This window comes from Nannocystis pusilla (assembly GCF_020073745.1).
Taxonomy (GTDB): Bacteria; Myxococcota_A; Polyangia; order Nannocystales; family Nannocystaceae; genus Nannocystis; species Nannocystis radixulma.
The window spans coordinates 232,928-257,736 of the sequence record NZ_JAIRAU010000027.1; the positions used below are offsets into that span (position 1 = coordinate 232,928).

At 71.3% G+C, this 24,809-nt stretch carries 23 protein-coding genes and 1 tRNA gene; 15 read left to right on the top strand and 9 right to left on the bottom strand.

Going from position 1 to position 24,809, the window contains the following annotated elements; genetic code table 11:
* The 4 genes from K7C98_RS19795 to K7C98_RS19810 all read left to right on the top strand — a co-directional run bounded on the left by K7C98_RS19795 (position 1) and on the right by K7C98_RS19810 (position 5,108).
* Positions 1–945: a Ppx/GppA family phosphatase gene (locus K7C98_RS19795; protein ID WP_224193254.1), complete on the top strand. Its 945-nt coding sequence runs from the start codon at positions 1–3 to the stop codon at positions 943–945.
* Positions 945–1,772 (top strand): PHP domain-containing protein, encoded by an 828-nt coding sequence (locus K7C98_RS19800; RefSeq protein WP_224193255.1) that lies wholly within the window; start codon positions 945–947, stop codon positions 1,770–1,772. Before K7C98_RS19795 ends, K7C98_RS19800 begins: the two co-directional genes overlap by 1 nt.
* A gap of 80 nt (positions 1,773–1,852) precedes the next feature.
* Entirely contained in the window at positions 1,853–3,406 is a 1,554-nt protein-coding gene (locus tag K7C98_RS19805; protein ID WP_224193256.1) for an ATP-binding cassette domain-containing protein, read from the top strand.
* A 16-nt stretch (positions 3,407–3,422) separates the two neighbouring features.
* Positions 3,423–5,108: a hypothetical protein gene (locus tag K7C98_RS19810; protein WP_224193257.1), complete on the top strand. Its 1,686-nt coding sequence runs from the start codon at positions 3,423–3,425 to the stop codon at positions 5,106–5,108.
* A gap of 148 nt (positions 5,109–5,256) precedes the next feature.
* Here K7C98_RS19810 and K7C98_RS19815 read toward each other — a convergent pair whose 3' ends face one another.
* The 5 genes from K7C98_RS19815 to pntA all read right to left on the bottom strand — a co-directional run bounded on the left by K7C98_RS19815 (position 5,257) and on the right by pntA (position 10,916).
* Positions 5,257–5,625, bottom strand: a complete 369-nt coding sequence (locus tag K7C98_RS19815) for a winged helix-turn-helix transcriptional regulator (protein ID WP_224193258.1) — start codon at positions 5,623–5,625, stop codon at positions 5,257–5,259.
* Positions 5,626–5,808: 183 nt separating this feature from the next.
* Entirely contained in the window at positions 5,809–7,086 is a 1,278-nt protein-coding gene (locus tag K7C98_RS19820; protein WP_224193259.1) for a type II toxin-antitoxin system HipA family toxin, read from the bottom strand.
* Entirely contained in the window at positions 7,083–7,376 is a 294-nt protein-coding gene (locus K7C98_RS19825) for a helix-turn-helix domain-containing protein (protein ID WP_224193260.1), read from the bottom strand. The genes K7C98_RS19820 and K7C98_RS19825 overlap by 4 nt, the downstream gene beginning before the upstream one ends.
* 516 nt (positions 7,377–7,892) lie before the next feature.
* Positions 7,893–9,305, bottom strand: a complete 1,413-nt coding sequence (locus K7C98_RS19830) for an NAD(P)(+) transhydrogenase (Re/Si-specific) subunit beta (protein WP_224193261.1) — start codon at positions 9,303–9,305, stop codon at positions 7,893–7,895.
* An 18-nt stretch (positions 9,306–9,323) separates the two neighbouring features.
* A complete protein-coding gene (gene pntA, locus K7C98_RS19835) occupies positions 9,324–10,916 on the bottom strand; it encodes a Re/Si-specific NAD(P)(+) transhydrogenase subunit alpha (protein WP_224193262.1) in 1,593 nt (530 codons plus the stop codon).
* A gap of 207 nt (positions 10,917–11,123) precedes the next feature.
* Here pntA and moaC point away from each other — a divergent pair, with 207 nt between their 5' ends.
* Both moaC and K7C98_RS19845 read left to right on the top strand, forming a co-directional pair.
* Complete coding sequence (gene moaC, locus K7C98_RS19840) at positions 11,124–11,612, top strand: cyclic pyranopterin monophosphate synthase MoaC (protein ID WP_224193263.1); 489 nt, start codon at positions 11,124–11,126, stop codon at positions 11,610–11,612.
* The gene (locus K7C98_RS19845) at positions 11,609–12,217 is read left to right on the top strand and encodes a GNAT family N-acetyltransferase (protein ID WP_224193264.1); all 609 of its coding nucleotides are present in this window, start codon (positions 11,609–11,611) and stop codon (positions 12,215–12,217) included. Before moaC ends, K7C98_RS19845 begins: the two co-directional genes overlap by 4 nt.
* Here the strand turns inward: K7C98_RS19845 and glmS are convergent.
* From glmS to K7C98_RS19860, 3 genes are all read right to left on the bottom strand, one after another.
* Positions 12,204–14,054 (bottom strand): glutamine--fructose-6-phosphate transaminase (isomerizing), encoded by a 1,851-nt coding sequence (gene glmS / locus K7C98_RS19850; RefSeq protein WP_224193265.1) that lies wholly within the window; start codon positions 14,052–14,054, stop codon positions 12,204–12,206. The genes K7C98_RS19845 and glmS overlap by 14 nt on opposite strands.
* A 128-nt stretch (positions 14,055–14,182) precedes the next feature.
* Entirely contained in the window at positions 14,183–15,772 is a 1,590-nt protein-coding gene (locus K7C98_RS19855) for a M16 family metallopeptidase (RefSeq protein ID WP_224193266.1), read from the bottom strand.
* A gap of 33 nt (positions 15,773–15,805) precedes the next feature.
* Entirely contained in the window at positions 15,806–17,278 is a 1,473-nt protein-coding gene (locus K7C98_RS19860) for a M16 family metallopeptidase (RefSeq protein ID WP_224193267.1), read from the bottom strand.
* A gap of 442 nt (positions 17,279–17,720) precedes the next feature.
* Here K7C98_RS19860 and K7C98_RS19865 point away from each other — a divergent pair.
* The 8 genes from K7C98_RS19865 to rplI all read left to right on the top strand — a co-directional run bounded on the left by K7C98_RS19865 (position 17,721) and on the right by rplI (position 23,896).
* Positions 17,721–17,792 (top strand) — tRNA-Gln (locus K7C98_RS19865).
* A 43-nt stretch (positions 17,793–17,835) separates the two neighbouring features.
* Positions 17,836–18,783, top strand: a complete 948-nt coding sequence (locus K7C98_RS19870; RefSeq protein ID WP_224193268.1) for a ribose-phosphate diphosphokinase — start codon at positions 17,836–17,838, stop codon at positions 18,781–18,783.
* Between the two features lie 115 nt (positions 18,784–18,898).
* Positions 18,899–19,582: a 50S ribosomal protein L25 gene (locus K7C98_RS19875; protein WP_224193269.1), complete on the top strand. Its 684-nt coding sequence runs from the start codon at positions 18,899–18,901 to the stop codon at positions 19,580–19,582.
* 32 nt (positions 19,583–19,614) lie between these two features.
* The gene (gene pth / locus K7C98_RS19880; RefSeq protein WP_224193270.1) at positions 19,615–20,193 is read left to right on the top strand and encodes an aminoacyl-tRNA hydrolase; all 579 of its coding nucleotides are present in this window, start codon (positions 19,615–19,617) and stop codon (positions 20,191–20,193) included.
* A gap of 96 nt (positions 20,194–20,289) precedes the next feature.
* Positions 20,290–22,503 (top strand): sodium-translocating pyrophosphatase, encoded by a 2,214-nt coding sequence (locus tag K7C98_RS19885; protein WP_224193604.1) that lies wholly within the window; start codon positions 20,290–20,292, stop codon positions 22,501–22,503.
* 178 nt (positions 22,504–22,681) lie between these two features.
* Positions 22,682–23,182 (top strand): 30S ribosomal protein S6, encoded by a 501-nt coding sequence (gene rpsF / locus K7C98_RS19890; RefSeq protein WP_224193271.1) that lies wholly within the window; start codon positions 22,682–22,684, stop codon positions 23,180–23,182.
* A 3-nt stretch (positions 23,183–23,185) separates the two neighbouring features.
* Positions 23,186–23,422 (top strand): 30S ribosomal protein S18, encoded by a 237-nt coding sequence (gene rpsR, locus K7C98_RS19895; protein WP_224193272.1) that lies wholly within the window; start codon positions 23,186–23,188, stop codon positions 23,420–23,422.
* Positions 23,423–23,449: 27 nt separating this feature from the next.
* The gene (gene rplI / locus K7C98_RS19900; RefSeq protein WP_224193273.1) at positions 23,450–23,896 is read left to right on the top strand and encodes a 50S ribosomal protein L9; all 447 of its coding nucleotides are present in this window, start codon (positions 23,450–23,452) and stop codon (positions 23,894–23,896) included.
* Positions 23,897–23,997: 101 nt separating this feature from the next.
* On the opposite strand, the gene K7C98_RS19905 is transcribed toward rplI, so the two are convergent.
* Positions 23,998–24,234: a hypothetical protein gene (locus K7C98_RS19905; RefSeq protein WP_224193274.1), complete on the bottom strand. Its 237-nt coding sequence runs from the start codon at positions 24,232–24,234 to the stop codon at positions 23,998–24,000.
* A gap of 46 nt (positions 24,235–24,280) precedes the next feature.
* Here K7C98_RS19905 and K7C98_RS19910 point away from each other — a divergent pair, with 46 nt between their 5' ends.
* The gene (locus tag K7C98_RS19910; RefSeq protein ID WP_224193275.1) at positions 24,281–24,778 is read left to right on the top strand and encodes a hypothetical protein; all 498 of its coding nucleotides are present in this window, start codon (positions 24,281–24,283) and stop codon (positions 24,776–24,778) included.
* The last annotated feature ends 31 nt before the right edge of the window (positions 24,779–24,809 follow it).

The following is a 24,809-nucleotide window of genomic DNA, read 5'->3' on the forward strand; positions in this document are numbered from 1 at the left end:
ATGTCCTCACAGACTGGTGAACCTGGGCCGCGCGCCGCGGATCCGCGAGGATCCTGGCGCGCGGTCATCGACATCGGGACCAACAGCGTGCTGCTGCTGGTCGCGCGGTGGGGCGAGCGCGGCCTGGAGATCGCGCTCGACCAGGCGACGATCACGCGCCTCGGCAAGGGCGTCGCTGCCACCGGCGTGCTGGCGCCGGAGTCGATCGGGCGCACGCTCGCGGTGCTCCAGGACTACCGCGTGACGGCCGAGCAGTACGGTGCGAGGCCGCTGGCGGTGACGACCGAGGGCGTGCGCCTGGCCAAGAACCGCGACGAATTCCTGACGCTCGCGGCCGGGGTGCTCGGCTCCCCGGTGCGGCTGCTGAGCGGCGCCGAGGAGGCCGAGCTGTCGTTCCGCTCGGTCGCGCAGGAGGCCGGGTCGAGCGGGCCGCTGCGCGTGCTCGACATCGGCGGCGGCTCGACCGAGCTGGCGGTGGGCGAGGGGCCGCGGCTGATCTCGTCGGTGTCGCACCGGATCGGCGCGGTGCGGCTGCACGAGCGGTTCGTGAAGCACGATCCGCCCGAGCCGGCCGAGGTCGTGGCCATGGAGATCGAGGCGCTGGACACGTTCCGCCGCGATCAACCGCTGGAGGCGTTTCCCGTGCTCCACGGGCTCGCGGGCACGGTCACGACCGCCGCGGCGCTGCTGCTCGAATTGCCGAAGTACGACCGCGAGCGCGTCGACGGCAGCGCGTTCACGGCGGCGCAGATCCGCGAGCTCCGCGACCGCCTGGCCCAAGAGACAGTCGCCGAGCGATGCCGCCGACCGGCGCTCGATCCGGCGCGCGCCGACGTGGTGGTCGCGGGTCTGACGATCCTGGTCGCGGCGATCCAGCACTGCGGGGCCACCAGCCTGGTCGTGCGCGACCGCGGGCTGCGCTACGCGCTCGTCGAGAGGGATTGATGCGCGTCGACCTCCACTGCCACTCGACCTGCTCCGACGGCAGCCTGACGCCGGAGGAGGTGGCGTCGCGCGCGGGCGCGGAGGGGGTCGAGCTGTTCTGTCTGACCGACCACGACTCGGTCGCGGGCTACGAGGCGACGGCGCGGACGCTCACCGGCGCCCGCGTGCTGCGCGGGGTCGAGCTGAGCTGCCGTTACGCCGGCAAGACGGTCCATTTGCTGATCTACGGGGTCCGCGAGGGCACCGGGCTGGCGGCGCTGCAGGGCCGGCTCGAAAGTGTCCTCGAGGACAGACGCACGCGGCTCAAGGCGATCATCGCCCGCCTGCGCCGTCTCGGCGTCAAGCTCGACGGCGAGAAGATCCTCATCGCCACCCACGGTCACACGCCGGGGCGGCCCGACATCGCCCGCGCGCTGGTCGAGGCCGGGGTGGTCCGCTCGCAGCGGGAGGCGTTCGAGCGCTACCTCCACGATGGCGGGCCGGCTGATGTGGCGCTCGAGCGGGTGTCGCTCGACGAGGGGCTGCGGCTCGGCCGCAACTCCGGGGCCAGGATGTCGCTGGCCCACCCGCACACGCTGCGCTCGCCGCAGCTGGTCGACGAGATGTTCGCGCAGTACCGCAGCGCCGGGCTCGAGGGCATCGAGGCGTTCTACGGCCGCTACGGGGCGCAGGAGCGCAATTTGTGGCTGAACGTGGCCAAGCGGCGCGATCTCGTGGTCACCGGCGGCTCCGACTTCCACGGCGCGGCGGTGCCGGAGATCCGCCAGCCCGGGATCGAGCTGCCCGAACGCCACGCCGAGCGCCTGAGCGCCTGGCTCGCGGAGTGATCGGGGACGTGATGGCGGCGGATGAGCTGCGCATTGCGACAGGAATGAAAAGACAGGGTGAAACAGACAGGTCGGTCCTGTTGCGCGTCGAGGGGCTGACGATCGCGCGGCCGGACGGCTCGCCGCTGGTCGAGGGGCTGGCGCTGACGCTGCGGGCCGGCGAGACGGCGGCGGTGTTCGGGGCCAGCGGGGCCGGCAAGTCGACGCTGATGGCGGCGCTGCACGACGTCGACGGCCTGCGCGCGCGCGGCTTCGCGGTCCGGGCGGCGAGCTTCTCGGCGGCGGGCGCGGTCGGGATCGTGCCGCAGCGCGGGGCGCTGCTCGACCACCTCAGCGCGGCCGGCAACATCGCCCTGGCGCTGCGCAACGCCGAGCGGCCCGAGCCGGCCACCCCCGCGGCGGTCGAGCGCTGGATCGCCGCGCTCGATCTGCCGCGGCGCTGGATCGACGACGGGCAGGCGGTCGCCCACGTCAGCGGCGGCGAGGCCCAGCGCCTGGCGGTCGCGCGCACGCTCGCGGGCGGGCGCCAGATCCTGCTGCTCGACGAGCCCTCGGTCGGCCTGGACCCGCTCCGCGTCGACCGCCTCGCGGCGGCGCTGCGCGGCCAGATCGCCGGACAGGGCGCGGCCGCCCTGGCGATCACCCATGACCTCGAGTTCGCGGCGGGCTTCGCCGATCGCTTCCTGTACCTCGACTCGGCCGCGGGGCGGCTCGTCGAATTGTCGATCGCCCCCGGTGACAGCCCGGCGGCGACGGTGGCGGCGCTCGGAGCGGCGCTGCGCGAGCTCCTGGCCAAAGAGACAGGTCAGGCGGGCGGGCGTCCCCGGCGGCGCCTGGCGGCTCGTCTGCGAGCTGTCCTCAGGGACATGTCGGCGCCGTTCGCCGTGCTGGCCCGCGCTCTGGCGGCGGCCCCGGCGGCGCTGGCACGCCCGCGCGACTTCCTCGAGGTCGCGCGGGTGTCGTTCGCGCAGGGTCTGTGGCGCCCGGCCGGCTTCATCGCCGCGGTGTCGCTGCTGGTCGGGTTCACGCTGCTGTACATCTTCCACCGCGCGTTCTCGGGCGGCGGGGCGCCGGTGCGGCCGGACAAGATCTTCGCGCTGATCGGGTCGATGCACGTGCTCGCGTTGGCGCCGCCGCTGTCGGGGATCCTGTTCGCGGCCACGTCCGGCAGCGCGGTCGCGGCCTGGCTCGGCGGGATGTCGCTGACGCGCCAGACGGCGGCGCTGCGCGGGCTGGGGATCGCCGAGGCGCGCTACTTGTGGCTGCCGGCGGTGCTCGGGCTGGCGCTGGCGTACGTGGTGCTGGCGGCGGTGTTCACGGCCGGGATGGTGCTCGGCGGGCTCGTGTATCTGAAGGTGCAGGTGCCGGCGATCGCCGATCCGTGGGCCGTCGTCACCGCCGACCTCCTCGATCCGCCGGCGGCCCGCGCGCCCTTCCGCGCGCGGGCGCTCGTGCTCGTCGCCCTCTACGCCGGCGGGATCGCGGCGGACGCGGTCGCGAAGGGGGCCAGCGACAAGGCCAGCGCCGACGCCGTGACCGCGGCGATGGTCCGCAGCGTGATGGCCTGTACGCTCTGGATCGTGGCGCTCGAGCTGGCGTCGCTGGTCGTGCTGTATGGCGCTCGCGGAGGATAAGTGGCGACTCGCGTCGATGGCCGGGCTGGCCGGGATCGTGCTCGCGGGCGCGTTGCTGGCGTCCGGGCGGCGGGCGCTGATCGACGCGGCCGCGGTCGAGCCGTTCCGCGTCGAGGTGGCGACGCCGCACGCGCCGGCGCCGGACGGGCGCTGGTCGGGTCGGGTCCTGCCGCCGGAGCTGGCCGCCCGGGCGGTGGTGCGGATCGACGGGGCCGTTCAGACAGGGCCTGAAGGACATGAACTAGAAGACATGTCCGGCGGGGCATGGTCGATCGCGCTGGGCGACGCGCCGGGGCTGCGGCTCATCGAGGTCGAGCTGCCGCGCCGGGGCGGGACCGAGGTGGCGACCGACGCGGCGCTGGTCGGACCGTTCTCCGAGCGCTGGGACGGCGCGCCCGCCTGTGGCGCGGCGGTGCGGGTCGCGGGCGCGGCGATCGACCGCCTGGTGCTGCCGCCGCTGCGCGAGAAGCTGCTGGCGGCGGCGTCGACGATCTCGCTGCTCGGGCCGGAGACGGCGCTCGAGGAGGCGAGCGTGCGGCTGGAGGGCGACGCGCTGTGGGTCCGCGTGGCGCTCGCGGGCAGCCACCGGATCGGCGTGTCGGCCAAGCTCGAGGTCCGCGTGGCCGGGCCGCGCCAGCTCGGCGTGCGCCTGGCGGCGCTGGGGCCGGTCGAGTTCACCGGCTCGCTGCGGACGAAGACGACGCTGGGGGCGGCGGCGCTGGGGGCGGCGATCACGGGGCCGCTGGCGCCGCTCGGCGGGCTCGCCGGCTACGCGCTGGCCGACGGCTACATCGATCGGCGGGCGCGGGAGGAGGTCGAGACCCAGCTGTCGGCCGCGCTGGCGGTGGCGAGCGCGATCCCGCTGATCCCCGAGCGCGCCGAGTTGATCGTCGGCGAGCCGCGCTCGCGCGCGAGCCTGGCGTTCTGCGCGGTGGCGATCGAGTCGGGCGGGGTGGCGGCGCACCTGTCTTTGCGGCCAGATAAACCTGACCCGAAGACCAGCGAGGAGGCCAGCCGGGTGCGCACGCGCCTGGCGGCGATCCCGGGGCCGGTGCAGCACGGGGTCGCGCTGCCGCCGCTGCGACCGGTGGCGCCGACCGGCGACGCGGAGGTCGAGCTGACGATCGACACGATCGACGCCCTGCTCGACGCGTGGACGGCCAACGGGCTGCTCGGCGACCTGATGGGGCGGGCGCAGTGGGTCGAGCGGGTCGACGCGGCGCTCGGCGAGTGGACGACGCTCGGGCTGGCCGGGATCGAGGTCCGCCTGCCGCCGTCGCTGTCCCCGGGGACAGGTGACGGCTGGGCCCTGACGGTCGCGGGGCTGCGGCTCGGGCTGACGGGGATCGAGAGCGAGGACCCCGGCGAGGTGCTGGTGGCCGGGCGCGGGTTCGTGCGCCCGCACTACGACGCCGCCCGCGGACGGATCTCGCTGGCCGGGTCGATCGATCGCCTGCGCCTGTCCTGCGCCCGCGCGGGGGCGCTGTGGCCGTGCTTCGGGGCGCTGCTCGAGATGGGCGACGTCGCGGCGAGGCTCGACGCCCAGCTCGCCCCGGGCGCGGCCGGGCTACCGGGCATCGAGGTGCGCGCGCTGCTGCGCGAGGGCACGCAGGCGGTGCGCGCGGGCGGGCTGGAGCTGGCCGACCTGGCGATCAGCTACCCGACGCCGGGGGTGCTCCGCGTGGCCGCCGAGGTGCGCTAGCCAGTGGTGTTCCGCGCCTGCGGGTGGCCGCGGTCGGGCGTCTCGAGCGGGCCTGTGCTCCGCCGGGCTGCCGACTGCCCTCCACGACATGGAGCATCGGACATGTCCAATCGGCCATGTTCGGGAGGGCATGGTGAAAGAGACAGGTTCAATCGGTCTGCTCGTCCCGGTCCTTGCGGTCGAAGCGAGCGCGGGCGTGGGCGATCTCGACGCGGTGGCCCGCGGCCCAGGCCGCCAGCGCGAGGACGGGGTCGAGCAGGGTCCGACCGAGCGCGGTCAGCTCGTAGTCGACGCGCGGCGGGACCGTCGGCGTGACGGTGCGCATCACCAGGCCGTCGCGCTCGAGGTTGCGGAGCGTCAGGGTGAGCATGCGCTGGGAGATGCCCTCGATCGACCGGCGCAGCTCGCTGAAGCGCAGCGGGCGCTCGCTCAACATGCTGACGACGAGCACGCTCCACTTGTCGCCGACCCGGTGCAGGACGTCGCGCACCGCCAGACAGGTCTCTTGCTCGTGCATGGTCGCGGACTCGGCTCTCTTCATAACGCAGGTGACGGTTGGGATGAACACGGCGCAGGTGGCGACCGCCGCGGCTTCACGTCGGCCCGCCGTCGACGCGGGCCTGGGCGTGAGGGCCGAGGGCAGGGTGCTCGCGGATGCGGCCATGGCGGAATTATGCCCGCCGCCGCGGTCCGGCGCCGATCAGCGGCGGCGCGATCGCTTGCTCGCGGTCGCGCCCGGGAGCTCGGCCTCGGCCGCCACGGCGTCGAGGCGGCGGCCGATGTCGCGGATCGTGGCGGGGTCGACGTCGACGGCGCGGGCCTCCAGGGGCCAGCGCTGCAGGGCAGCGCGCACCTCGTCGACGATCGTACGCGCGGTCTTCTCGTCGATGCCGGCGCGCCGGGCCAGGCGCAGCATGTGCTGCCAGGTCGGGCGGCGGCCCTCGCCGTCGAGCGTCATCGTGTGCTCGCCGCCGGGGCCGGCGACGAAGTTGAGGTCGTACGGGGGCGACATGCGCCAGGAGCCGTCCGGGTCCATGATGAAGGAGAAGTTCTTGCCGTGATCGTCGCGGTTGTGCGCGAGCACGTTGAAGACCATGTGGCGGAAGGCCCGGCGCACCTCCGGTTGCGCGCGCGTCAGGTGGGCGGTGACGCGGAGGAGCATGTCGTAGTCGAGGTTGGGCTCGCGGAAGTCGGCGTCGAGCAGGCCGGCGAGGGTGTGCACGTGCGTCCTCGCGTCGGCGTCGCGGTCGAAGCGGCGCACGCCGAAGAAGCGCTGGCCGGCGCCCGACACGAACAGGCGCGTGTCCGGCACCTCGAGCCCGGCGAGGCGGCCGAGGCGGGCGTAGACGTGCTCGATCGCCCCCGCGTCGCGCTGCTCGGAGCCGGACCAGAACTTGATCAGCCACGGCTCGTGGCCGGGCGGCGGTACGGCTGTCCCATAGACCATGCTGTCCCCACGGACAGCCACGAGAACCTTCGGCCGCGCGCCGCCGGGCGAGCCGCCCGCGTGCTGCAGCACCGGCAACAGCTCCGAGGGGTGGCCCTGATAGACCTCGTCGGCGGCGGCCGCGAGCAGCTCGAGGGCGATCGACTGGTCGGCCACCGGCTCGACGTCGGTGCACGGGTGGAAGGTGAGCGCCCCCATGGTGCGCGCGCCGAGGTGCGCCAAGCGGTCGAGCGGCGACAGCTTCTCGGGCGAGAGGCCGCGCCTGCGGAACAGCCGGTCCATCAGGAGCAGGCCCCAGCCGTCGGGCAACGCGTCGGCGAACACGCCGTGCAGGCGCGTGGTCGCGGGGGCCTTGAAGATACCTGGCTGAAGGGGCAGCTTGAGCGGCGAGATCGACGGGCCGGCGGCCAGCCAGGTCGAGGCGTACTCGAACCAGATCGCCCGCTCGTGCAGCAGGAGGTGGCCGACGACCTGCGCGTCGCCGGCGGTGCGCTCGAGGCGGACCTCGAGCTTGCGGCTCGTGGCGATCATCGGCGACCTCGCTGGCGCACCGGGCCCTGACCGCGCTGCTCGAGCTCGGCGAGCGTGCGCGCGGGCGGCGGGGCGAACACGGACTCGAACTGCTCGAGGCAGCCGAGCGCGAGAGCCAGCTTGAGCAGGTTGTCGAGCGCGATCTGACCGGTCGCCTCGAAGCGCTTGACGGTGCTCGCGCTGATGCCCGCCCGCTCGGCCAGCGTGTCCCGCTTCCAGTCGCGCGCCAGCCGGAGCTGCTTCATCCGCGCGGCGAGGCCCTGCGCGACCTCTTCGGTGGTGAAGAGCACAAGGGGTATTATGTGAGCTTTTGGGGGCGAAGCAAGGCGATTATGGTCAAGATACTGTCTCTTATTTTCTCCCGAGCCGTCGAGCTCGTCGGGCCGTACAACGCAGGCCGGCGACGTCCTCCGCAGGCGGGTACGGAGCGGCGGACTCGGACGCAGGCGGGACGGAGCCGCGCTTCAGCGCGTGCAGGCGCACAGTCCGTCGCGCTAGCGATTCATCTCGCAGTCACCGCCGCACGGAGACAAGCGGGGCCGGCGACGTCCTCCGCAGGCGGGCGCGGAGCGGCGGACTGGGGCGCAGGCGGGACGGAGCCGCGCTTCACCGCGCGCAGGCGCACAGTCCGTCGCGCTCGCGGTTGATCTGTCTTTCGAGCCAGATCATGCCCGAAGCGAGGCGCCGAGCACGTGAAGCGGGAGGGGCCCGCCGTCCGCGAGGGACCCGGTCCGCCGCTCCGTGCCCGCCGTCACCCAGGACTTCACGGCCCCGCGCTCTCAGCCGCGAGCGGGACCCCTAACCCTCTAGCTGCGCAGCTTGCCGAGCAGCGCGTCGACGTTCTTCTTGGCGTCGCCGTAGAGCATCCGCGTGTTCTCCTTGTAGAACAGCGGGTTGTCGACACCGGCGTAGCCGACGCCCTTGCCGCGCTTCATGACGATCACCGTCTTCGCCTTCCACACCTCGATCACCGGCATCCCCGCGATCGGGCTCGACGGGTCGTCCTGGGCGCCGGGGTTGACGATGTCGTTGGCGCCGATGACCAGCACGAGGTCCGTGTTCGGGCAGTCGTGGTTGATCTCGTCCATCTCGAGGACGATGTCGTAGGGCACGTTGGCCTCGGCGAGGAGCACGTTCATGTGCCCCGGCAGGCGGCCGGCGACGGGGTGGATGGCGAAGCGGAAGTTCGCGCCCGCCTTGCGCAGGATCTTGGCGATCTCGGCCACCGGGTGCTGCGCCTGCGCCACCGCCATGCCGTAGCCCGGCACGACCATGATGTTGCGAGCGGAGCGCATGAGCTCGATCGTGCCGTCGAGGTCGACCTCGCGGCACTCGCCGACCGGCTGGGCCGCGGCGCCCTTGGGGGCCGGCGCGCCGCCGTCGGAGCCGAAGCCGCCGGCGATGACGCTGAGGAACGAGCGGTTCATCGCCCGGCACATGATGTACGAGAGGATGGCGCCGCTGCTGCCGACCAGCGCGCCGGTGACGATCAGGAGGTCGTTGCTCAGCATGAAGCCGGCGGCGGCGGCGGCCCAGCCGGAGTAGCTGTTGAGCATCGACACCACCACCGGCATGTCGGCGCCGCCGATGGCCATGACCATGTGCACGCCGATGACGCTGGCGATGCCGGTCATGATGAGGAGCGGCGTGAGGCCGTGGTGTGGGTCGGCGAGGAACTGGTAGCCGAGGACCACGCAGCCGAGCACCAGCGCCAGGTTGAGCAGGTGGCGGCCGGGCAGGGTGAGCGGCTTGCCGCCGATGCTGCCGCGCAGCTTGAGGAACGCGATGATGGACCCGGTGAAGGTGATCGCGCCGATGAACACGCCGATGTAGACCTCGACGTTGTGGATCGCGTCGGCGTGGTTGGTGGCGCCGAGGTACGACGACAGGCCGACCAGCACCGCGGCGGCGCCGACGAAGCTGTGCAGCACGGCCACGAGCTCGGGCATCGCCGTCATGGCGACGCGCGCGGCCAGGACGGCGCCGATCAGCGCGCCGGGGATGATGGCCGCGGCGAGGATGGCGAAGCCGCTGCCGCTGATGTTCATCAGCTTGTCGGCGTTCATGCCGACGGCGGTGGCCACCACCGCGAGCAGCATGCCGATGATGCCGTAGAGGTTGCCGCGGCGGGCGGTGTCCTGGCGCGACAGGCCGCCGAGGCTGAGGATGAACAGCGCGCTGGCGGCGATGTAGATGACGGTGAGGAGGCTGTACGACATCGTGGTGGTCCCCGCCGCTTACTTGCGGAACATCTTCAGCATGCGCTGGGTGACGAGGAAGCCGCCGGCGACGTTGATCATCGCCAGCAAGATGGCGGCCGCGCCGAGCAGGGTCGCCGCCGAGGTCGGCGCGCCCGAGATCTGCAACATGCCGCCGATGATGATGATGCCGCTGATCGCGTTGGTGACGCTCATCAGTGGGGTGTGCAGCGCCGGCGAGACGCTCCAGACGACCTGGTAGCCGATGAAGCAGGCCAGCACGAACACGGTGAAGTGGCTGAGGAAGCTCGACTGGTCGTCGACGCCGAGGCCGATGCCGACCAGCGCGACGCCGGCCAGCAGCAGCGGCCACGGGCTCGACTCGCCGGCGGGCGGACCGTGGCCGTGGCCGTGGCTCTTCGGCGGCGGGGCCGAGGGGCGCGGCGGCTCGGGCGCGGCGGCGGCGGGCGTCGGCTTGGCGGCGGCAGGCGCAGGCGCGGGCGCGGCCGGGGCGGCGGGCCGGGGTGGCGGCCACTTGATCTCGCCGGCGTGGGTGATGAGGCAGCCGCGCACGACCTCGTCGTTCTCGTCGATGCGGAAGCCCGTGGCCTTGCCCATGTCGTCGAGCAAGTGACACAGGTTGGTGCCGTACAGCTGGCTCGACTGCGCGGCCATGCGGCTCGGCAGGTCGGTGTAGCCGATGATGGTGACGCCGCCGTGCACGACCTTCTCGCCGGGCGCGGTCAGCTCGCAGTTGCCACCTGTCTCTGCGGCCAGGTCGACGATCACCGAGCCGGGCTTCATGCGCTCGACCATGTCGCGCAGGATCAGCTTGGGCGCCGGCTTGCCGGGGATCAGCGCGGTGGTGACGATGATGTCGACCTCTTCGGCCTGGCGGCGGAACAGGTCCATCTCCGCGGCGATGAAGGCCGGGCTCATCTCCTTGGCGTAGCCGCCGATGCCGGTGCCGTCCTCCTTGAAGTCGAGCTCGAGGAACTCGGCGCCCATGCTCTCGACCTGCTCCTTGACGACGGGGCGGGTGTCGAAGGCGCGGACGATGGCGCCCAGGCCGCGGGCGACGCCGATGACGGCGAGGCCGGCCACGCCGGCGCCGATGACGAGGACCTTGGCCGGCGGGACCTTGCCGGCCGCCGTGATCTGACCGGTGAAGAAGCGGCCGAAGCAGTTGGCGGCCTCGATGACGGCGCGGTAACCGGAGATGTTGCCCATCGACGACAGCGCGTCGAGCTTCTGCGCCCGGGAGATCCGCGGGACGGCGTCCATGCCGAGGACGGTGGCGCCGCGGCTGCGCAGGCGCTCGACCAGGTCGGGGTTCTGCGCCGGCCAGACGAAGCCGATGAGGACCTGGCCGTCGCGCAGCAGATCGACCTCGAAGGCGGTCGGCGGGCGGACCTTGAGGACGATGTCGACCTGTTCCCAAAGACCGGCGGCATCGGCCGCGATCCCGCAGCCGACGCTGGCATAGGCGTCGTCGCCGAATTCGGCGGCCGCGCCGGCTCCGGACTCGACCACCACGGCGAAGCCCTGGCTCTGCAGGCGCTTGGCGGTGTCAGGGGTGGCGGCCACCCGGCGCTCGCCCGGGTAGATCTCCTTCGGAATGCCGATCTTCATAGCGTTGCGGGACTGCTGACCAGGTGCATGACCTGGCCGCGGCAGCCGGCCCGAGAGATATCACGAGGACGTGCGCGGCTCTAGCGTTTCCTCGCCGAATTCGGCAAATGTCGCGGCGCTCCGCCCGGCCGCGCGAGGCAGGTCGCTTGAGCGGTCGCACGGACGCACCGCCTGGCAGCGCCGGCGCGCCTCGCTAGCCTCGCGGCCATGGCCGAGCCCCTGACCCACTTCGACCCCGCCGGGGCCGCGCGCATGGTCGCCGTGACCGACAAACCGGAGACGGCGCGCGCCGCGGTGGCCGAGGCCCGCGTGCGCATGGCCCCGGCCACGCTCGAGCGGATCCGCGAGGGCCAGATCGGCAAGGGCGACGTGCTCGCGGTGGCCCGCCTGGCCGCGATCGCGGGCGCGAAGCAGACCCCGCAGCTGGTCCCGCTGTGCCATCCGGTGCGCCTCACCGGGATCGACGTCGAGTTCGTGCTCGAGCCCGACCTCCCCGGCGTGCGCGCGACGGTCCGCGTCACCGCGGTCGACCGCACCGGCCCCGAGATGGAGGCGATGACGGCGGCCACCACCGCGGCGCTGACGATCTACGACATGTGCAAGGCGATCGACCGGGCGATGACGATCGAGTCGGTGGTGCTGGTCGAAAAGTCAGGCGGGAAGTCGGGCGTGTGGCGCCGCGGAGGCGCGGCGTGACGTCGTGGCCGGTCGAGGGCTTCGCCGGCGCGGCGAAGGAGCTGCGGGGGCTGCTCGGGCGGGCGTTCTGCGACAACCCGGGCATGATGGCCGTGCTCGGCGACGACCGGGCGCGGCGGCTGGTCCGGGCGACCCGACTGATGGGCGGGCTCACCGGCGCGGCGCTGGCGGCGGGCACGGTCGAGGTGGTCCGGGTCGAGGGACGCCCGGTCGCGACGAGCCTGTCCTATGGGCCAGGCCAGAAGCCGCGCGGGCTGGCGCTGCTGCCGATCTACCTCGCGGGCCTCAGCGTCGCGTCGTGCCTGCCGCGGCTGCTGCGGCTCGACGAGTTCCTGCGCACGCACCACCCTCGCGCGCCGCACTTCTTCCTCGCGGTGCTCGGGGTCGAGCCGGACATGCAGGGGCTGCAGCTCGGCTCGGCGCTGCTGCGCGCGCTGTCGGCCCGCGCCGACGCGGCCGGGCTGCCGTGTTACCTCGAGACCGACCGCGAGCCGGCGAAGCGGTTGTACATGCGCCACGGCTACGAGGTCGTGGGCGAGCACGACCTCGCCAACCTCGGCGGGGTGCGGTTCTGGCGGATGCAGCGGCCCGCTACTCGACGGTGACCGACTTGGCGAGGTTGCGCGGCTGGTCGACGTCGGTGCCCTTCAAGTCGGCGAAGTGATAGGCGAGCAGCTGCAGCGGGATGCTGGCGAGGATCGGCTGCAGCTCGCCGGCGACGTCGGGGACGAGGATGAGGTCGTCGGCGAGGTCGCCGATGGTGTGATCGCCGAGGGTGGCGACCGCGATGATCTTGCCGCCGCGCGCGCGCACCTCCTCGAGGTTGGACAGGACCTTGCCGTAGCCGGGGCCGCGCTGGGCGAGCACGACGACCGGCATGTTGCCGTCGACCAGGGCGATCGGCCCGTGCTTCATCTCGCCGCTGGCGTGGCCCTCGGCGTGGATGTAGCTGATCTCCTTGAGCTTGAGCGCGCCCTCGAGGGCGACCGGATAGCACAGGCCGCGGCCGAGGAAGAGGCAGTCGCGCGCGCCCTGGTGCCGCCGGGCGACGATCCGGATCGCGGCGCTGGCGGCCAGCAAGTTGTCGATGTGCGCCGGCAGGTCCTGCAGGCCGTCGACGAGGGCCTTGGCGCGCTCGGCGGTGAGGTGGCCGGTGCGCCGCCCGAGGTGGATCGCCAGCAGCACCATCATGGTGAGCTGGGTGGTGAACGCCTTGGTCGAGGCGACGCTGATCTCGGGGCCGGCGTGGGTGTAGAGGACCTGGTCGGCGACGCGGCTGAGAGAGGCGCCGAGGACGTTGCAGATCGCCAGCGTCTGGGCGCCGCGCTGCTTGGCCTCCTTGAGCGCGGCGATGGTGTCGGCGGTCTCGCCCGACTGACTGATCGCCAGCGCGAGGTCGGTGGTGCGCACGATCGGGTCGCGGTAGCGGAACTCGCTGGCGATGTCGACCTCGACGGGGATCCGCGCGAGGCCCTCGATCAGCGAGCGACCGATCAGGGCGGCGTGGAAGCTGGTGCCGCAGGCGAGCATGACGATCCGCGCGCACGCGCTGACGTCGAGGCTCAGGCCGTCGAAGCGGACGTCGTCGGCGCCGACGCCGGCGCCGAGCATGGTTTCGCGGATGGCCCGCGGCTGCTCGTGGATCTCCTTGAGCATGTAGTGGCGGAAGCCCTGCTTCTCGGCGGCGGCGGGGCTCCACTCGACGCGCCGCCGCGGGCGCTGGACCGGCTTGCCGTGGGCGTCGACGACCTCGTAGTGGTTCGGCGTGATGCGGGCGAGGTCGCCGTCCTCGAGGTCGACGACGACGCGCGTGTGCTGCAAGATCGCCGAGACGTCGCTGGCGACGAAGTTCTCGGCGGCGGTGCTGTCCTCGCCGACGCCGGGCCCGCCGAGGCCGAGCAGCAGCGGGGCGCTGTGCCGCGCGGCGACGATGGTGTCGGGCTGCTTCTGATTCACCGCCGCGATCGCCCACGCGCCCTCGAGCTGGGCCGCGGCGCGCACGACGGCCTGCAAGAAGTCGGAGTCCTTCGTCAGCTCGTGGGCGACCAGGTGGGCGATGACCTCGGTGTCGGTCTCGCTGGTGAAGTGGCTGCCGGCCGCCTGCAGGCGCGCGCGCAGCTCGGCGTGGTTCTCGATGATGCCGTTGTGGACGACGGCGACGTCGCCGGCGCGGTGCGGGTGGGCGTTGACCTCGGACGGCTTGCCGTGGGTGGCCCAGCGCGTGTGCCCGATCCCGCACGGGCCGGCGAGCGGGGCCTTGTCGAGCGACGCCTCGAGCGCGGCGATCTTGCCCTGGCAGCGCGAGAGCTGGACCGGGCCTCCGGTGGTCGACGGGACCGCCACACCGGCCGAGTCGTAGCCGCGGTACTCGAGGCGGCGCAGGCCGCCGAGGAGGAGCGGGACGGCGGAGCGAGCGCCGGTGTAACCGATGATGCCGCACATGATGGAGTCTCCTGAACAGACGGGGCCGCGAACGCGGCCGGAGGGCGATTCGGGGCCCTTACGCGCGAAGGGGCCCTCGCGCTTCCGCGGGGCCCCTGCGGGTTATCACGAGCCGCGACGGCGGTCGACTAGTTGGCCGGAGCCGGGGCCGGCGCGGGCGCGGCCAGGTCGGCCTTGTTGGCGGCGCAGAAGGTGGTGTCCTTCTCGACGCAGTTGAGGTCGGTGTCGTAGTGGACGATGGTGGCGTCGGGCAGCGCGTCCTTGATCTGCTGCTCCGTCTTGTCGGCGCGGCCGACGACCACGACCACCGGTACGTCGTTCATGAACTTGCGCGCCATGGTCTTCATGTCGGCGAGCTGCGCCTTGCGCACCTCGTCGCGGTAGGTCTTGTAGTAGTCGTTCGGCAGGCCGTAGGTGAGGATCGTGCGCACGCGGCCGGCGACCTGGTCGGCGGTCTCGATGCTCAGCGGGAAGCTGCCGATCGCCTCGCGCGTGACGTCCTCGAACTCCTTCGCCGTGACGTCCTCGTCGCGCATCTTCTTGATGTGGCCGAAGATGGCCTTGAGCATCTCGCCGGTGGTGGCGGTCTTGGTCTTGGTCCAGATCCGCCAGGTGCCCGGGGCCACGCCCGGCTCCATCTTGGTGTAGATGCCGTAGGTCAGGCCCTTCTCCTCGCGCACGTCGAGGAACAGGCGCCCGGTCGAGCCGCCGCCGAGGATGTCGGAGGCGAGGTCGAGCTTGATCCACTCGGGGTTCTTGCGCGCGAGCGCGAGGTTGCCGACGCGGATGTCGCTCTGCGCCGAACCTGGCCGATTGACCAGGTGGACGATCAGCTTGGGCGGGTGCTTGTACGACTTGAAGGCGTTGAGCGGGTTGATCGGGGCGTTGCCCTCGATCGGCTTCCACTTGCCGAACACCTCGTTGCCGAGCTTCTCCGCCTCGGGCACGGTGATGTCGCCCGAGAGGATCAGGTAGGCGTTGTTCGAGCGGTAGAAGGTGTCGTGGAACTTCTTGACCGCGTCGACGGTGACGGCGTCGATCTGCGCCTCGCTCGGGATCGGGCGCCCGTAGGGGTGACCGACCGGGTAGGCCGCCATCTGGAACAGGTGGTCGGCGAGCACGTCGGAGTTCGACTTCATCGCCTTGAGCCCGGTCTTGGCCTTGTCCTTGAGCTTGGCCAGGGCGTCGGGCGGGAACGCGGGGTTCATGACCTCGTCGGCCATCAGCGTCAGCGCGAGCTTGATGTCGCGCTTGAGCACCTGCGAGAACACGCTGGTGTCGTGGATGCCGGCGCCGGCGCCGAGGCTGCCGCCGACGAACTCGATCTCCTGGTCGATCTTGGCCTTGGTGCGGGTCTTGGTGCCCTCGCCGAGCATGCTCGCCGTCATCTCGGCCAGCTGCTCGTCGTCCATCGTGCCGGCCTTGATCACCAGCTGCGCGGTGAGCAGCGGGACCTCGTGGTTCTCGACGACGTAGATCTCGAGGCCGTTCCTGGTCGTGATCTTCTGCAGGTCGGGGAACTGGACCTCGCGCGGCTCGGTCGGCGGCGGCGGATCCTGGTAGACCCGCGTCGGCTTGGCGGCCACCTCCTGGCCGTTGTCGGTCGGCTGGCCGGCGTCGGGCGGCGTGGTCTCACCCTTGGGCTTGCCGCAGCCGGGGGCGGCGAGGGCGGCGACGACGAGGGCAGTGGCGAAGTGGTGCGTGGTGCGCGTGAACATGGTCTTTGGCTCCTGTCCTTGAGGTCAGCTCGGTCAGCCGGCGCCCATACCCATCGGCGCGCCGCCGCCTCCGGGGTTGATCTCGAGGGTCAGCCAGTTGGGGCCCAGGTACTCGTTGGCGACCCGCTTGATGTCGGCGGGCTTGACCTGCTGGTACTTCTCCAGGTCGGTCAGGACGTGCTTGGGATCGTTGTGGAACAGCGCCCCCTGAGCGATCTCGTTGGCGCGGCCCTGGTTGGTGGCGAGGGTCTCGACGGTGTTCATCACCTGGGCGTTGATCGCCTTCTGCAGCTCCTTGGCGGTGATGCCCGACTTCTGGACCTTGGCGACCTCGTCGCGCACGACCTGCTTGATCGCGTCGAACTTGACGTCCTTGAGCGGCATGGCGTTGATGAACACGAGGCCGACGTCGCGCAGGGCGAAGTGGGTGCCGCCGCTGAACGCGACCAGCTTCTTCTCGTCCTGCAGGATCTTCGGGATCCGCGCCGACTCGCCGACGAGCAGGATGTTGCTCAGCAGGTCGAGGGCGTGGCGGTCGGGGTGGTTGGCGCCGACGGTGTGCCAGCCGAGCAGGAACAGCGCCTGCTGGGCCAGCGGGTCCTCGACCACCGACTCCATCGGCTTGCTGCGGTCGACCTGACCGACGGCCGTGGGCGCGCGGTCGGGGCCCTTCTTGATGTCGCCGAAGTACTTCTCGACCTTGGCCTGGAGGTCGGCCAGCTCGACGTCGCCGACGAACACCAGCACCGCGTTGTTGGGCGCGTAGTACTTGTCGAAGAACGCCTGCACGTCGGGCGTCTTGGCGGCGTTGAGGTCCTCCAGGCTGCCGATGACCTCGTGCCCGTAGCCGGTGCCGGCCCAGGCGGCCGACAGCCACTTCTGGACGGCCGCCGCGTAGGGCACGTTGTCCATGCGCATGGCCTTCTCTTCCTTCACGGCCGAGCGCTGGTTCTCGAAGTTGGCGTCGGTGATCTCGAGCGAGCGCAGGCGGTCCGACTCCAGCCACAACCCGAGCTCGAGATACTGGCTCGGCAGGTTGTTGTAGTAGACCGTCATGTCGTAGTTGGTGCCGGCGTTGTTGTTGCCGCCCACACGCTGCACGAACGTGAGGTGGCCCATCGGCGGCACGTTCTTGCTGCCCTCGAACATCATGTGCTCGAACAGGTGGGCGAAGCCGGTGCGGCCCTGGACCTCGTCGCGCGAGCCGACGTCGTACAGCAGGGTCATGTTGAACGCGGGCGTCGAGTGGTCCTCGACCACGTACACGCGCAGGCCGTTGGCCAGCGTGAACTCCTGGACCGGGAGGTCGAAGCCGAGGCCGCCCTTGGCCGGCTTCTTGGCCGCGGTCGCGGCCTTCGCAGGCGCAGGATCCGCCGCCGGCGCGGCGTCAGCGGCGATCGGCGCGATCGAGAGGCCGCCGCAGAGGGTGAACAGGGCGAGGGTGCGTCCGGCGCGGCCGGCGAGGGCACGGCGCGATCGTCCGTGAGACTTCAGCGTGGGCGACATGGGATTGGTCGTCTCCTGCGAGGGCCGCAACCTAGCACATGGGTAAAGTGACGGTGGGACAAAGCGGGACCCTCGCACCGCACGGAGACCCTCGGCTCCACCTGCTTTGTGCCCCGCTCCCGAGCAAGAGAACTCACGCGATTCGAGCGACGTCCGCGAAGCAGGCCACGGGCTCGTCACCCCCAATTCGTCGTACCGAACTCAGGTTCGCCGCCGGGCCCTCGGGCCAGGTCGTGACGGGCAGGCGCGGGAAGCGCGCCGACGGTCGCGGCGTCTGCCGGCGCGGGACCCGGCCTGCGGACGCGAGGCCCGCCTGGGCGCCAGGGGGACGGTTGACAGCGCCTTTGGGCTAATCCTATAAAGCGCGCGCCCTGGGGGCCGCCTCCGCGGTCCTCAGAGCACAGCCAATTCCATTCCGGCCCTCCGGGGCTGAACATCCGCCTGGGGCGTCGGCAAGTGGTAAGCCAGCGGTTTTTGGTTCCGCCATTCGTAGGTTCGAATCCTACCGCCCCAATCTTTCCCTGCTACCTCCTTCGCCTGGACCCGAGGAACCGCGCTTGAACAAGACCTTCACGATCTTCGGCGGCAACTCGAACACGGCCCTCACCGCCGAGCTGTGTGACCACCTCGGCATCTCGCAGGGCAGGGCTCGCGCCGAGCGCTTCTCCGACGGAGAGATCTTCGTCGAGATCGGTGAGAACGTGCGTGGGGTCAACTGCTTCATCATGCAGTCGACCTGCTCGCCGCCCAACCGCAACTTGATGGAGCTGCTCATCATGATCGACGCGCTCAAGCGGGCGAGCGCCGGGTCGATCGTCGCCTTGATGCCGTACTTCGGTTACGCCCGCCAGGACCGCAAGGTCAAGCCGCGCACGCCGATCTCGGCCAAGCTGGTGGCCGACCTGCTGACCGCGGCCGGGGCCGATCGCGTGCTCGCGGTCGACCTGCACGCCGGGCAGATCCAGGGCTTCTTCAACATCCCGTTCGACCACCTGGTGGCGACGCCGGTGTTCCGCGACCTGCTCAAGCTCGAGGGTCTGCGCGGGCAGGAGGTCGTGGTGGTCTCGCCGGACGCCGGCGGCGTCGAGCGGGCGCGCCTGTACTCGAAGCTGCTCGACTGCCCGCTGGCGATCATCGACAAGCGGCGCGACGGGCCCAACGTCAGCCAGGTGATGCACCTGATCGGCGACGTGTCGGGCAAGCGGGCGATCCTCGTCGACGACATCATCGACACCGCCGGCACGCTGTGCAACGCGGCCGAGGCGGTGCTCAAGGCGGGGGCCACCGAGGTCTACGCGGTCGCCACCCACGGGGTGTTCTCGGGCCCGGCGATGGAGCGCATCAACAAGTCGGTGATCAAGCGGATCTGGGTGACCAACAGCTGCCCGCAGGAAGATCGGCTGGCCCGCTGCGACCGCCTCACGGTGGTGAGCCTCGGGCCGCTGCTCGCCGAGGCGGTCAAGCGCATCCACCACGGAGACTCGATCTCGAGCCTCTTCTATTGATCGCACCGACCAAGACCTCTGCCCAACCGGCGGCGAGCCCCGATGGTGTGGCTCCCACCCGGCGGCGAGACGAGGGGTCCCGAACCGGGGACCCGACAGAAGCGAGACAATCACCATGAACCAGCAACGTGAAATCACCGTCCAGGCCCGCACGGGCACCGGCAAGGGCGCGGCCCACAAGCTGCGCGCGACCGGCAAGATCCCCGGCGTGGTCTACGGCCATGGCGGCGAGCACCTGACGATCGCCCTCGACCCGCTCGCGCTGCGCAAGGCCGTCGACCCGGCCCGCAAGCGCAACACCTGGTTCTCGGTGCGGATCCAGGAGGAGGGCAAGGCCGATCGCGTCGAGTCCTGCATCATCGTCGACCGCCAGCTCGACCTGGTCCGCGACGACATCCTGCACGTCGACTTCCTGCGCGTCGACCCGGAGCGCGAGCTCGAGGTCAAGCTGCCGCTCGAGTTCACGGGCCGCGCGGCCGGCGTGGCCGTCGGCGGCACGCTGAAGACGATGGCGCGGCAGATCCGCGTCGCCGTCAAGCCGGCCGACATCCCGACCAGCTTCGTCATCGACGTGACGCCGCTCGAGGGCGGGCAGACGCTGCGCGTGCGCGACGTGACGTTCCCGGCGGGGCGGATCCTCGACAACGGCAACCTCCCGCTCGTCCTCGTCGAGGCCGCCAAGGCCAAGAAGGAAGAGACGCCCGGCGAGGCCGGCAAGAAGGCGGCCGCGGGCAAGGGGGCTGCGAAGGCGGCTCCGGCCAAGGCCGCCGCGCCGGCCAAGGACGCCAAGAAGAAGTGAGCCTCCACCGCCGATGTTGAGGGCGCGCGCAGATGGCCGACCAGGCGCCATGGCTCCTCGTGGGCCTCGGGAACCCCGGGGCCCGGTACGCGCGCACGCGCCACAACATCGGCTTCATGGCGGTCGACGCCTGGTGCGAGCAGGCCACGACCTCGCCGAGCTGGTCCGAGAAGTGGAAGGCCCAGGTCGCCACCCTCGGCGCCGGCTCGGCCCGCGTGGTGGCCTTGAAGCCGCAGACCTTCATGAACCGCTCGGGCCAGAGCGTGGTCCCGGCGGCTCAATTCCTGCGCGTGCCGCCGGCGCAGATCCTCGTCGTCCACGACGAGGTCGACTTCCCGCTCGGTCGCCTCGCGGTCAAGAAGGGCGGGGGTCACGGAGGGCACAATGGCCTGCGTGACATCCTGCAGCTGCTCGGCAACGGCGACTTCCTGCGGATCCGCCTCGGCGTCGGCAGGCCCGTGCACGGCGAGGTCGCCGATCACGTGCTGTCCGACTTCTTGCCCGACGAGCGCGTCGTCGTCGACGAGCTGCTCGCGCGGGCCGTCAAGGCGATCACCTGCGTGACCCGCGAGGGCGTGGTCACGGCGATGAACAAGTTCAACACCACCTGACCCTGGCGCCCGGCGCCAGCTCTCCCATCCAGCTTCGGGCGCGCCCGAATCAGTTCCCGGCCCTTCGGGCCCGAGCAAAGGACCTCCCCCGTGGACATGCCGATCCAAAACTTGCTGTACGCCGTCCCGGCCTGCGGCGCTCTAGCCTTGCTGTACGCGGCTTTTACGACGGCCTGGATCTCCCGCCAGGACGCCGGCAACCAGCGCATGCAGGGCATCGCCGAGCAGATCTTCCGCGGCGCGATGGCCTTCCTGGCCGCCGAGTACAAGGTGCTCGCGCTGTTCGTGGTCGTCATCGCCGGCCTATTGGTGCTGACCGCCGACCCGACGACGTCGTCGCCGATGATCGGCCTGTCGTTCGTGTCGGGCGCGCTGTGTTCGGCGCTGGCCGGCTTCTTCGGCATGCGAGTGGCGACCCGCGCCAACGTGCGCACCGCGGCCGCCGCTCGCAGCGGTCTGTCGCCGGCGCTGTCGGTGGCGTTCCGCGGCGGCGCCGTGATGGGCATGTGCGTCGTCGGCCTCGGCCTGGTCGGCTTCGGCGCGCTGTTCCTGTTCTACCTCGGCCAGTTCGACGCGCTCGCCGACGTCGACGGCTCGGCGCAGGAGCTGACCCGCGTGGTCAACCTGCTCGCCGGCTTCTCGATGGGCGCCTCGTCGATCGCGCTGTTCGCCCGCGTGGGCGGCGGCATCTACACCAAGGCGGCCGACGTCGGCGCCGACCTGGTCGGCAAGGTCGAGGCGGGCATCCCCGAGGACCACTTCCTCAACCCGGCGACCATCGCCGACAACGTCGGCGACAACGTCGGCGACGTCGCGGGCATGGGCGCGGACCTGTTCGAGTCGTACATCGGCGCGATCCTCGGCACCATGGTGCTCGGCGCGGTCGCGGCGTCCGGCAAGCTCGAGGCGGCGATCCTGCCGCTGCTCATCGCCGGCGCGGGCATCGTCGTGTCGATCCTCGGCACCTTCTTCGTGCGCACGAAGGAGGGCGGCAACCCGCAGGTGGCGCTCGACACCGGCTCGTTCGGCGCGGCCTTCGTGATGCTGCCGATCTCGTGGCTCATCATCGACTACTGCGTGAAGTCGGCCGCGGCCAACGGCACGCCGATGATCCTCACGCACGGCGCGGCCCCGATCACGACCATGGCCCTGATGTGGGCGATCGTCGCGGGCCTCGTGGCCGGCGTCGCCATCGGCCTCGTCACCGGTTACTACTGCTCGAAGGGCAAGCGCCCGGTGAACAGCATCGTCGCGCAGTCGAAGACCGGCCCGGCGACCAACATCATCGCCGGCATCGGCGTCGGCTTCGAGTCGACGGCGATCCCGATCGTCCTCATCGCCGGCGCCATCTACCTCGCCAACGACTTCGCCGGCCTGTACGGCGTGGCCCTCGCGGCGCTCGGCATGCTGTCGACGACCGGCATCCAGCTGGCGGTCGACGCCTACGGCCCGATCTCCGACAACGCCGGCGGCATCGCCGAGATGAGCGGCCTCCCGCCGGAGGTGCGCGGCCGCACGGACAATCTCGACGCCGTGGGCAACACCACCGCCGCCATCGGCAAGGGCTTCGCCATCGCCTCGGCCGCGCTGGCCGCCCTGTCGCTGTTCGCCGCCTTCCGCAACGTCGGGTTCCGGCCGGGCGAGGAGCTGATGCTCACCAACCCCGAGGTCCTCATCGGCCTGCTGATCGGCGGCATGCTGCCGTTCCTGTTCTCGGCGATGGCGATGAAGGCGGTCGGCAGCGCCGCCATGGACATGATCACCGAGGTCCGCCGGCAGTTCCGCGAGATCCCGGTGCTCCGCTCGGCGCTGGGCCTGGTCACCAAGGCCGAGCACGAGAACCGCGACCTGACCGCCGAGGAGGAGCGTCAGGTGCTCGAGGCCGGCAGCAAGACCGAGGTCGAGCGCTGCGTCGCCATCTCGACCCAGGCGTCGATCCGCCGCATGATCGCGCCGGGCCTGCTGGCGCTCATCTCGCCGGTGGTGGTCGGTCTGTGGTCGCGTTTCGCGCTCGGCGGCCTGCTCGCCGGCACCCTGGTGTCGGGCGTCATGCTGGCGATCTTCATGTCGAACGCCGGCGGCGCCTGGGACAACGCCAAGAAGCAGGTGGAGGACCAGAAGAAGGACAACTCGCAGGAGGGCAACAGCGGCAAGGGCTCCGACCGGCACAAGGCGGCCGTCATCGGCGACACCGTGGGCGACCCCTTCAAGGACACCGCGGGTCCGAGCCTCAACATCTTGATTAAGCTCATGACCATCGTCGCGGTCGTGATCGCCCCGACCCTGCTGAAGATGGCTTCGGGGTCCTGAACACCTGCGCGTCCCTCTTGCGGGGGCGCGCGTTCGGGGCTACACCTTGCGGCCCGTCCGGATGCTCCGGGCGGGCCGTTTGCTTTTGCTGCCGCTCGGCGGTCGAGGCAGACGAGGGCCCCGCGGGGCCACTCCTTGCTCCCATGGTGGGGGCCAGCAAGTCCACAAGGAGACTTCCATGTCCGAAAGTACAGTCGGCCAGGTCGTGTCGGTCCAGTCGCGCAAGGGCACCAAGCGCGAGTACGAGACCGTCATCATCCTGCGCCCCAACGTCAACAAGAACGGGATCCTCGAGCTCGTCCACAAGATGCAGGGCGTGTTCGAGAAGTACGGCGCGCGCCTGATCAAGATCGAGAACTGGGGCAGCCGCACGCTGGCCTTCCCGATCAAGCGCTCGCCGACCGGCATCTACCTCTACTGGCGCTTCCTCGGCGGCAGCGACATCGTCCACGAGTTCGAGCGCAACCTGCAGATCTCGGAGTCGGTGCTGCGCTACTACACCGTCCGGCTCGAGGACGACGTCGACCCCGACGCGCGGCCCTCGGAGATCACCGAGGACCTGCTGCAGGCGGTGGCCGAGCCGCCGCCGGAGCCGGAGCCGCAGCCCGAGCCGGTGCGCGAGGAAGAGGATCGCTTCGTCTCCGACGACGACGGCGACGACGACGAGAGGAGGCGCTAAGTCATGAGCGAAGAGAAAGCACCCCGTTCGAGCAAGGCCAGCCGGGCTTCGCTGCTCGCCAGCGACAAGACCCTGGTCATCGACTACAAGAACCCGCAGCTGCTCCGCGCCTTCCTCACCGATCGCGGCAAGATCGTCCCGGCCCGGATCTCCGGCGTGACGGCCAAGCAGCAGCGCCAGATCACCAAGGCGGTCAAGCGCGCCCGCATGCTGGCGCTGCTGCCGTACACGGTGGCCTGACCCCGAGGACAGAAAGGTTAACCGCTCATGTTGGAACTCATCCTCCGCAGCGACGTCCCCGGCCTCGGCCGCGCCGGCGAGGTGGTCAAGGTGCGCCCGGGTTACGGCCGCAACTACCTCATCCCGCGCGGGCTGGCGCTCGCCGCTACCCGCGGCAACATGGCCCAGCTCGAGCACCAGAAGCGCCTGATCGCCGCCGAGCAGGCGCGCGTCCTCGCCGAGCACAAGGCGATGGCGCAGAAGCTCAAGGGCGTGTCCGTCTCGATCGCCCGCAAGAAGGGCGCCGAGGGCAAGCTGTTCGGCTCCGTGTCCACCAAGGACATCGCCGAGGCGCTGGCCAACCAGAACATCACGATCGACCGCAAGCTGATCAAGCTCGACGAGCCGTTCAAGAACATCGGCACCTACGAGGTGCCGGTGCGCTTCAGCGGCGACATCACCGAGACGATCCGCGTCAACGTGGTCGGCGTGTGATCACCAGGCCGGGCCCGCGAGGGTCGGCCGCGTGAGTCCGAACGAGAGGGGTCCGCAGCGCGGGCCCCTCGTCGCTTTCTCGCGGCGATGGACTGCGGGCGCTACTCGCCCTTGAGGCGCTGGGCGCTGCAGTCGCCCATCAGGCACTGGGCCGAATAGACGCCCTTCTGGCCGCAGCCGGCGACGTGGTACTTGCCGTAGACCTCGTCGCCGCGGACCTTCAGCTTGTCGGCGTCGCAATTGAAGTCGGCGGCGGCCTGGGTGCGCGTGGCTGTTTCCAGCTTGCCGGCGCAGGCGGGCAGCGCGAGGACGGCGAGGGCGACGAGGACGGGGCGCATGCGGTCACCTTGCCACGCCGGGCCGCGGCGTGAAAGTCTGGCGGGCATGCAACGCCGCTACCTCGCCGACTACGACGCGCTCGGTCTGCCGCCCGACGAGGCGCTGCGCCGCGTGATCGCCCGCGCCGACGCCGACCCGCAGTTCTGCGAGGACCTCGAGCGCCTGATGTTCGAGCTCGCGCCGATGTCCGCCGACCAGCTCGACTGTCACGCGCCGAAGTTCTTCGTGGTGGCGATGGACGGCGGAGGCAGCGCGTACGGGCGCTACGTCGACCCCGCGATCGCGCGCACGGTCGGCACGCCGTGGGTGCTGTGGGATCACGAGGAGGACGCGCTCGTCTACCTCGCCGACGACACCGCCGCTTTCTTCTCCGGCATCCTCGATCTCCGCTGCCACTTCAAGCCCGACGACCCGAGCGCGCGACGCGTGCGCGAAGTGCTGACGGCGCTCGGGCTGCAGCTCGCCGCGCCGGGCTCGAACATGCCGGGCTTCCTCGCCGGCAAGCCCGCCCCGTGGTTGCCGGCGGGCCCGCTGTCGCACTAGCGCCGGATCGACAGGCCTGGTGCGAAGGGCG

What these genes read in the sequence shown, in the direction of transcription:
- K7C98_RS19795 (WP_224193254.1), top strand. Translation starts at nt 1, where the DNA reads ATGTCCTCACAGACTGGTGAACCTGGGCCGCGCGCCGCGGATCCGCGA.
- K7C98_RS19800 (WP_224193255.1), top strand. Translation starts at nt 945, where the DNA reads ATGCGCGTCGACCTCCACTGCCACTCGACCTGCTCCGACGGCAGCCTG.
- K7C98_RS19810 (WP_224193257.1), top strand. Translation starts at nt 3,423, where the DNA reads ATGGCCGGGCTGGCCGGGATCGTGCTCGCGGGCGCGTTGCTGGCGTCC.
- K7C98_RS19815 (WP_224193258.1), bottom strand. Translation starts at nt 5,625, where the DNA reads ATGCACGAGCAAGAGACCTGTCTGGCGGTGCGCGACGTCCTGCACCGG.
- K7C98_RS19820 (WP_224193259.1), bottom strand. Translation starts at nt 7,086, where the DNA reads ATGATCGCCACGAGCCGCAAGCTCGAGGTCCGCCTCGAGCGCACCGCC.
- K7C98_RS19830 (WP_224193261.1), bottom strand. Translation starts at nt 9,305, where the DNA reads ATGTCGTACAGCCTCCTCACCGTCATCTACATCGCCGCCAGCGCGCTG.
- pntA (WP_224193262.1), bottom strand. Translation starts at nt 10,916, where the DNA reads ATGAAGATCGGCATTCCGAAGGAGATCTACCCGGGCGAGCGCCGGGTG.
- moaC (WP_224193263.1), top strand. Translation starts at nt 11,124, where the DNA reads ATGGCCGAGCCCCTGACCCACTTCGACCCCGCCGGGGCCGCGCGCATG.
- glmS (WP_224193265.1), bottom strand. Translation starts at nt 14,054, where the DNA reads ATGTGCGGCATCATCGGTTACACCGGCGCTCGCTCCGCCGTCCCGCTC.
- K7C98_RS19855 (WP_224193266.1), bottom strand. Translation starts at nt 15,772, where the DNA reads ATGTTCACGCGCACCACGCACCACTTCGCCACTGCCCTCGTCGTCGCC.
- K7C98_RS19860 (WP_224193267.1), bottom strand. Translation starts at nt 17,278, where the DNA reads ATGTCGCCCACGCTGAAGTCTCACGGACGATCGCGCCGTGCCCTCGCC.
- K7C98_RS19875 (WP_224193269.1), top strand. Translation starts at nt 18,899, where the DNA reads ATGAACCAGCAACGTGAAATCACCGTCCAGGCCCGCACGGGCACCGGC.
- pth (WP_224193270.1), top strand. Translation starts at nt 19,615, where the DNA reads ATGGCCGACCAGGCGCCATGGCTCCTCGTGGGCCTCGGGAACCCCGGG.
- K7C98_RS19885 (WP_224193604.1), top strand. Translation starts at nt 20,290, where the DNA reads ATGCCGATCCAAAACTTGCTGTACGCCGTCCCGGCCTGCGGCGCTCTA.
- rpsF (WP_224193271.1), top strand. Translation starts at nt 22,682, where the DNA reads ATGTCCGAAAGTACAGTCGGCCAGGTCGTGTCGGTCCAGTCGCGCAAG.
- rpsR (WP_224193272.1), top strand. Translation starts at nt 23,186, where the DNA reads ATGAGCGAAGAGAAAGCACCCCGTTCGAGCAAGGCCAGCCGGGCTTCG.
- rplI (WP_224193273.1), top strand. Translation starts at nt 23,450, where the DNA reads ATGTTGGAACTCATCCTCCGCAGCGACGTCCCCGGCCTCGGCCGCGCC.
- K7C98_RS19905 (WP_224193274.1), bottom strand. Translation starts at nt 24,234, where the DNA reads ATGCGCCCCGTCCTCGTCGCCCTCGCCGTCCTCGCGCTGCCCGCCTGC.
- K7C98_RS19910 (WP_224193275.1), top strand. Translation starts at nt 24,281, where the DNA reads ATGCAACGCCGCTACCTCGCCGACTACGACGCGCTCGGTCTGCCGCCC.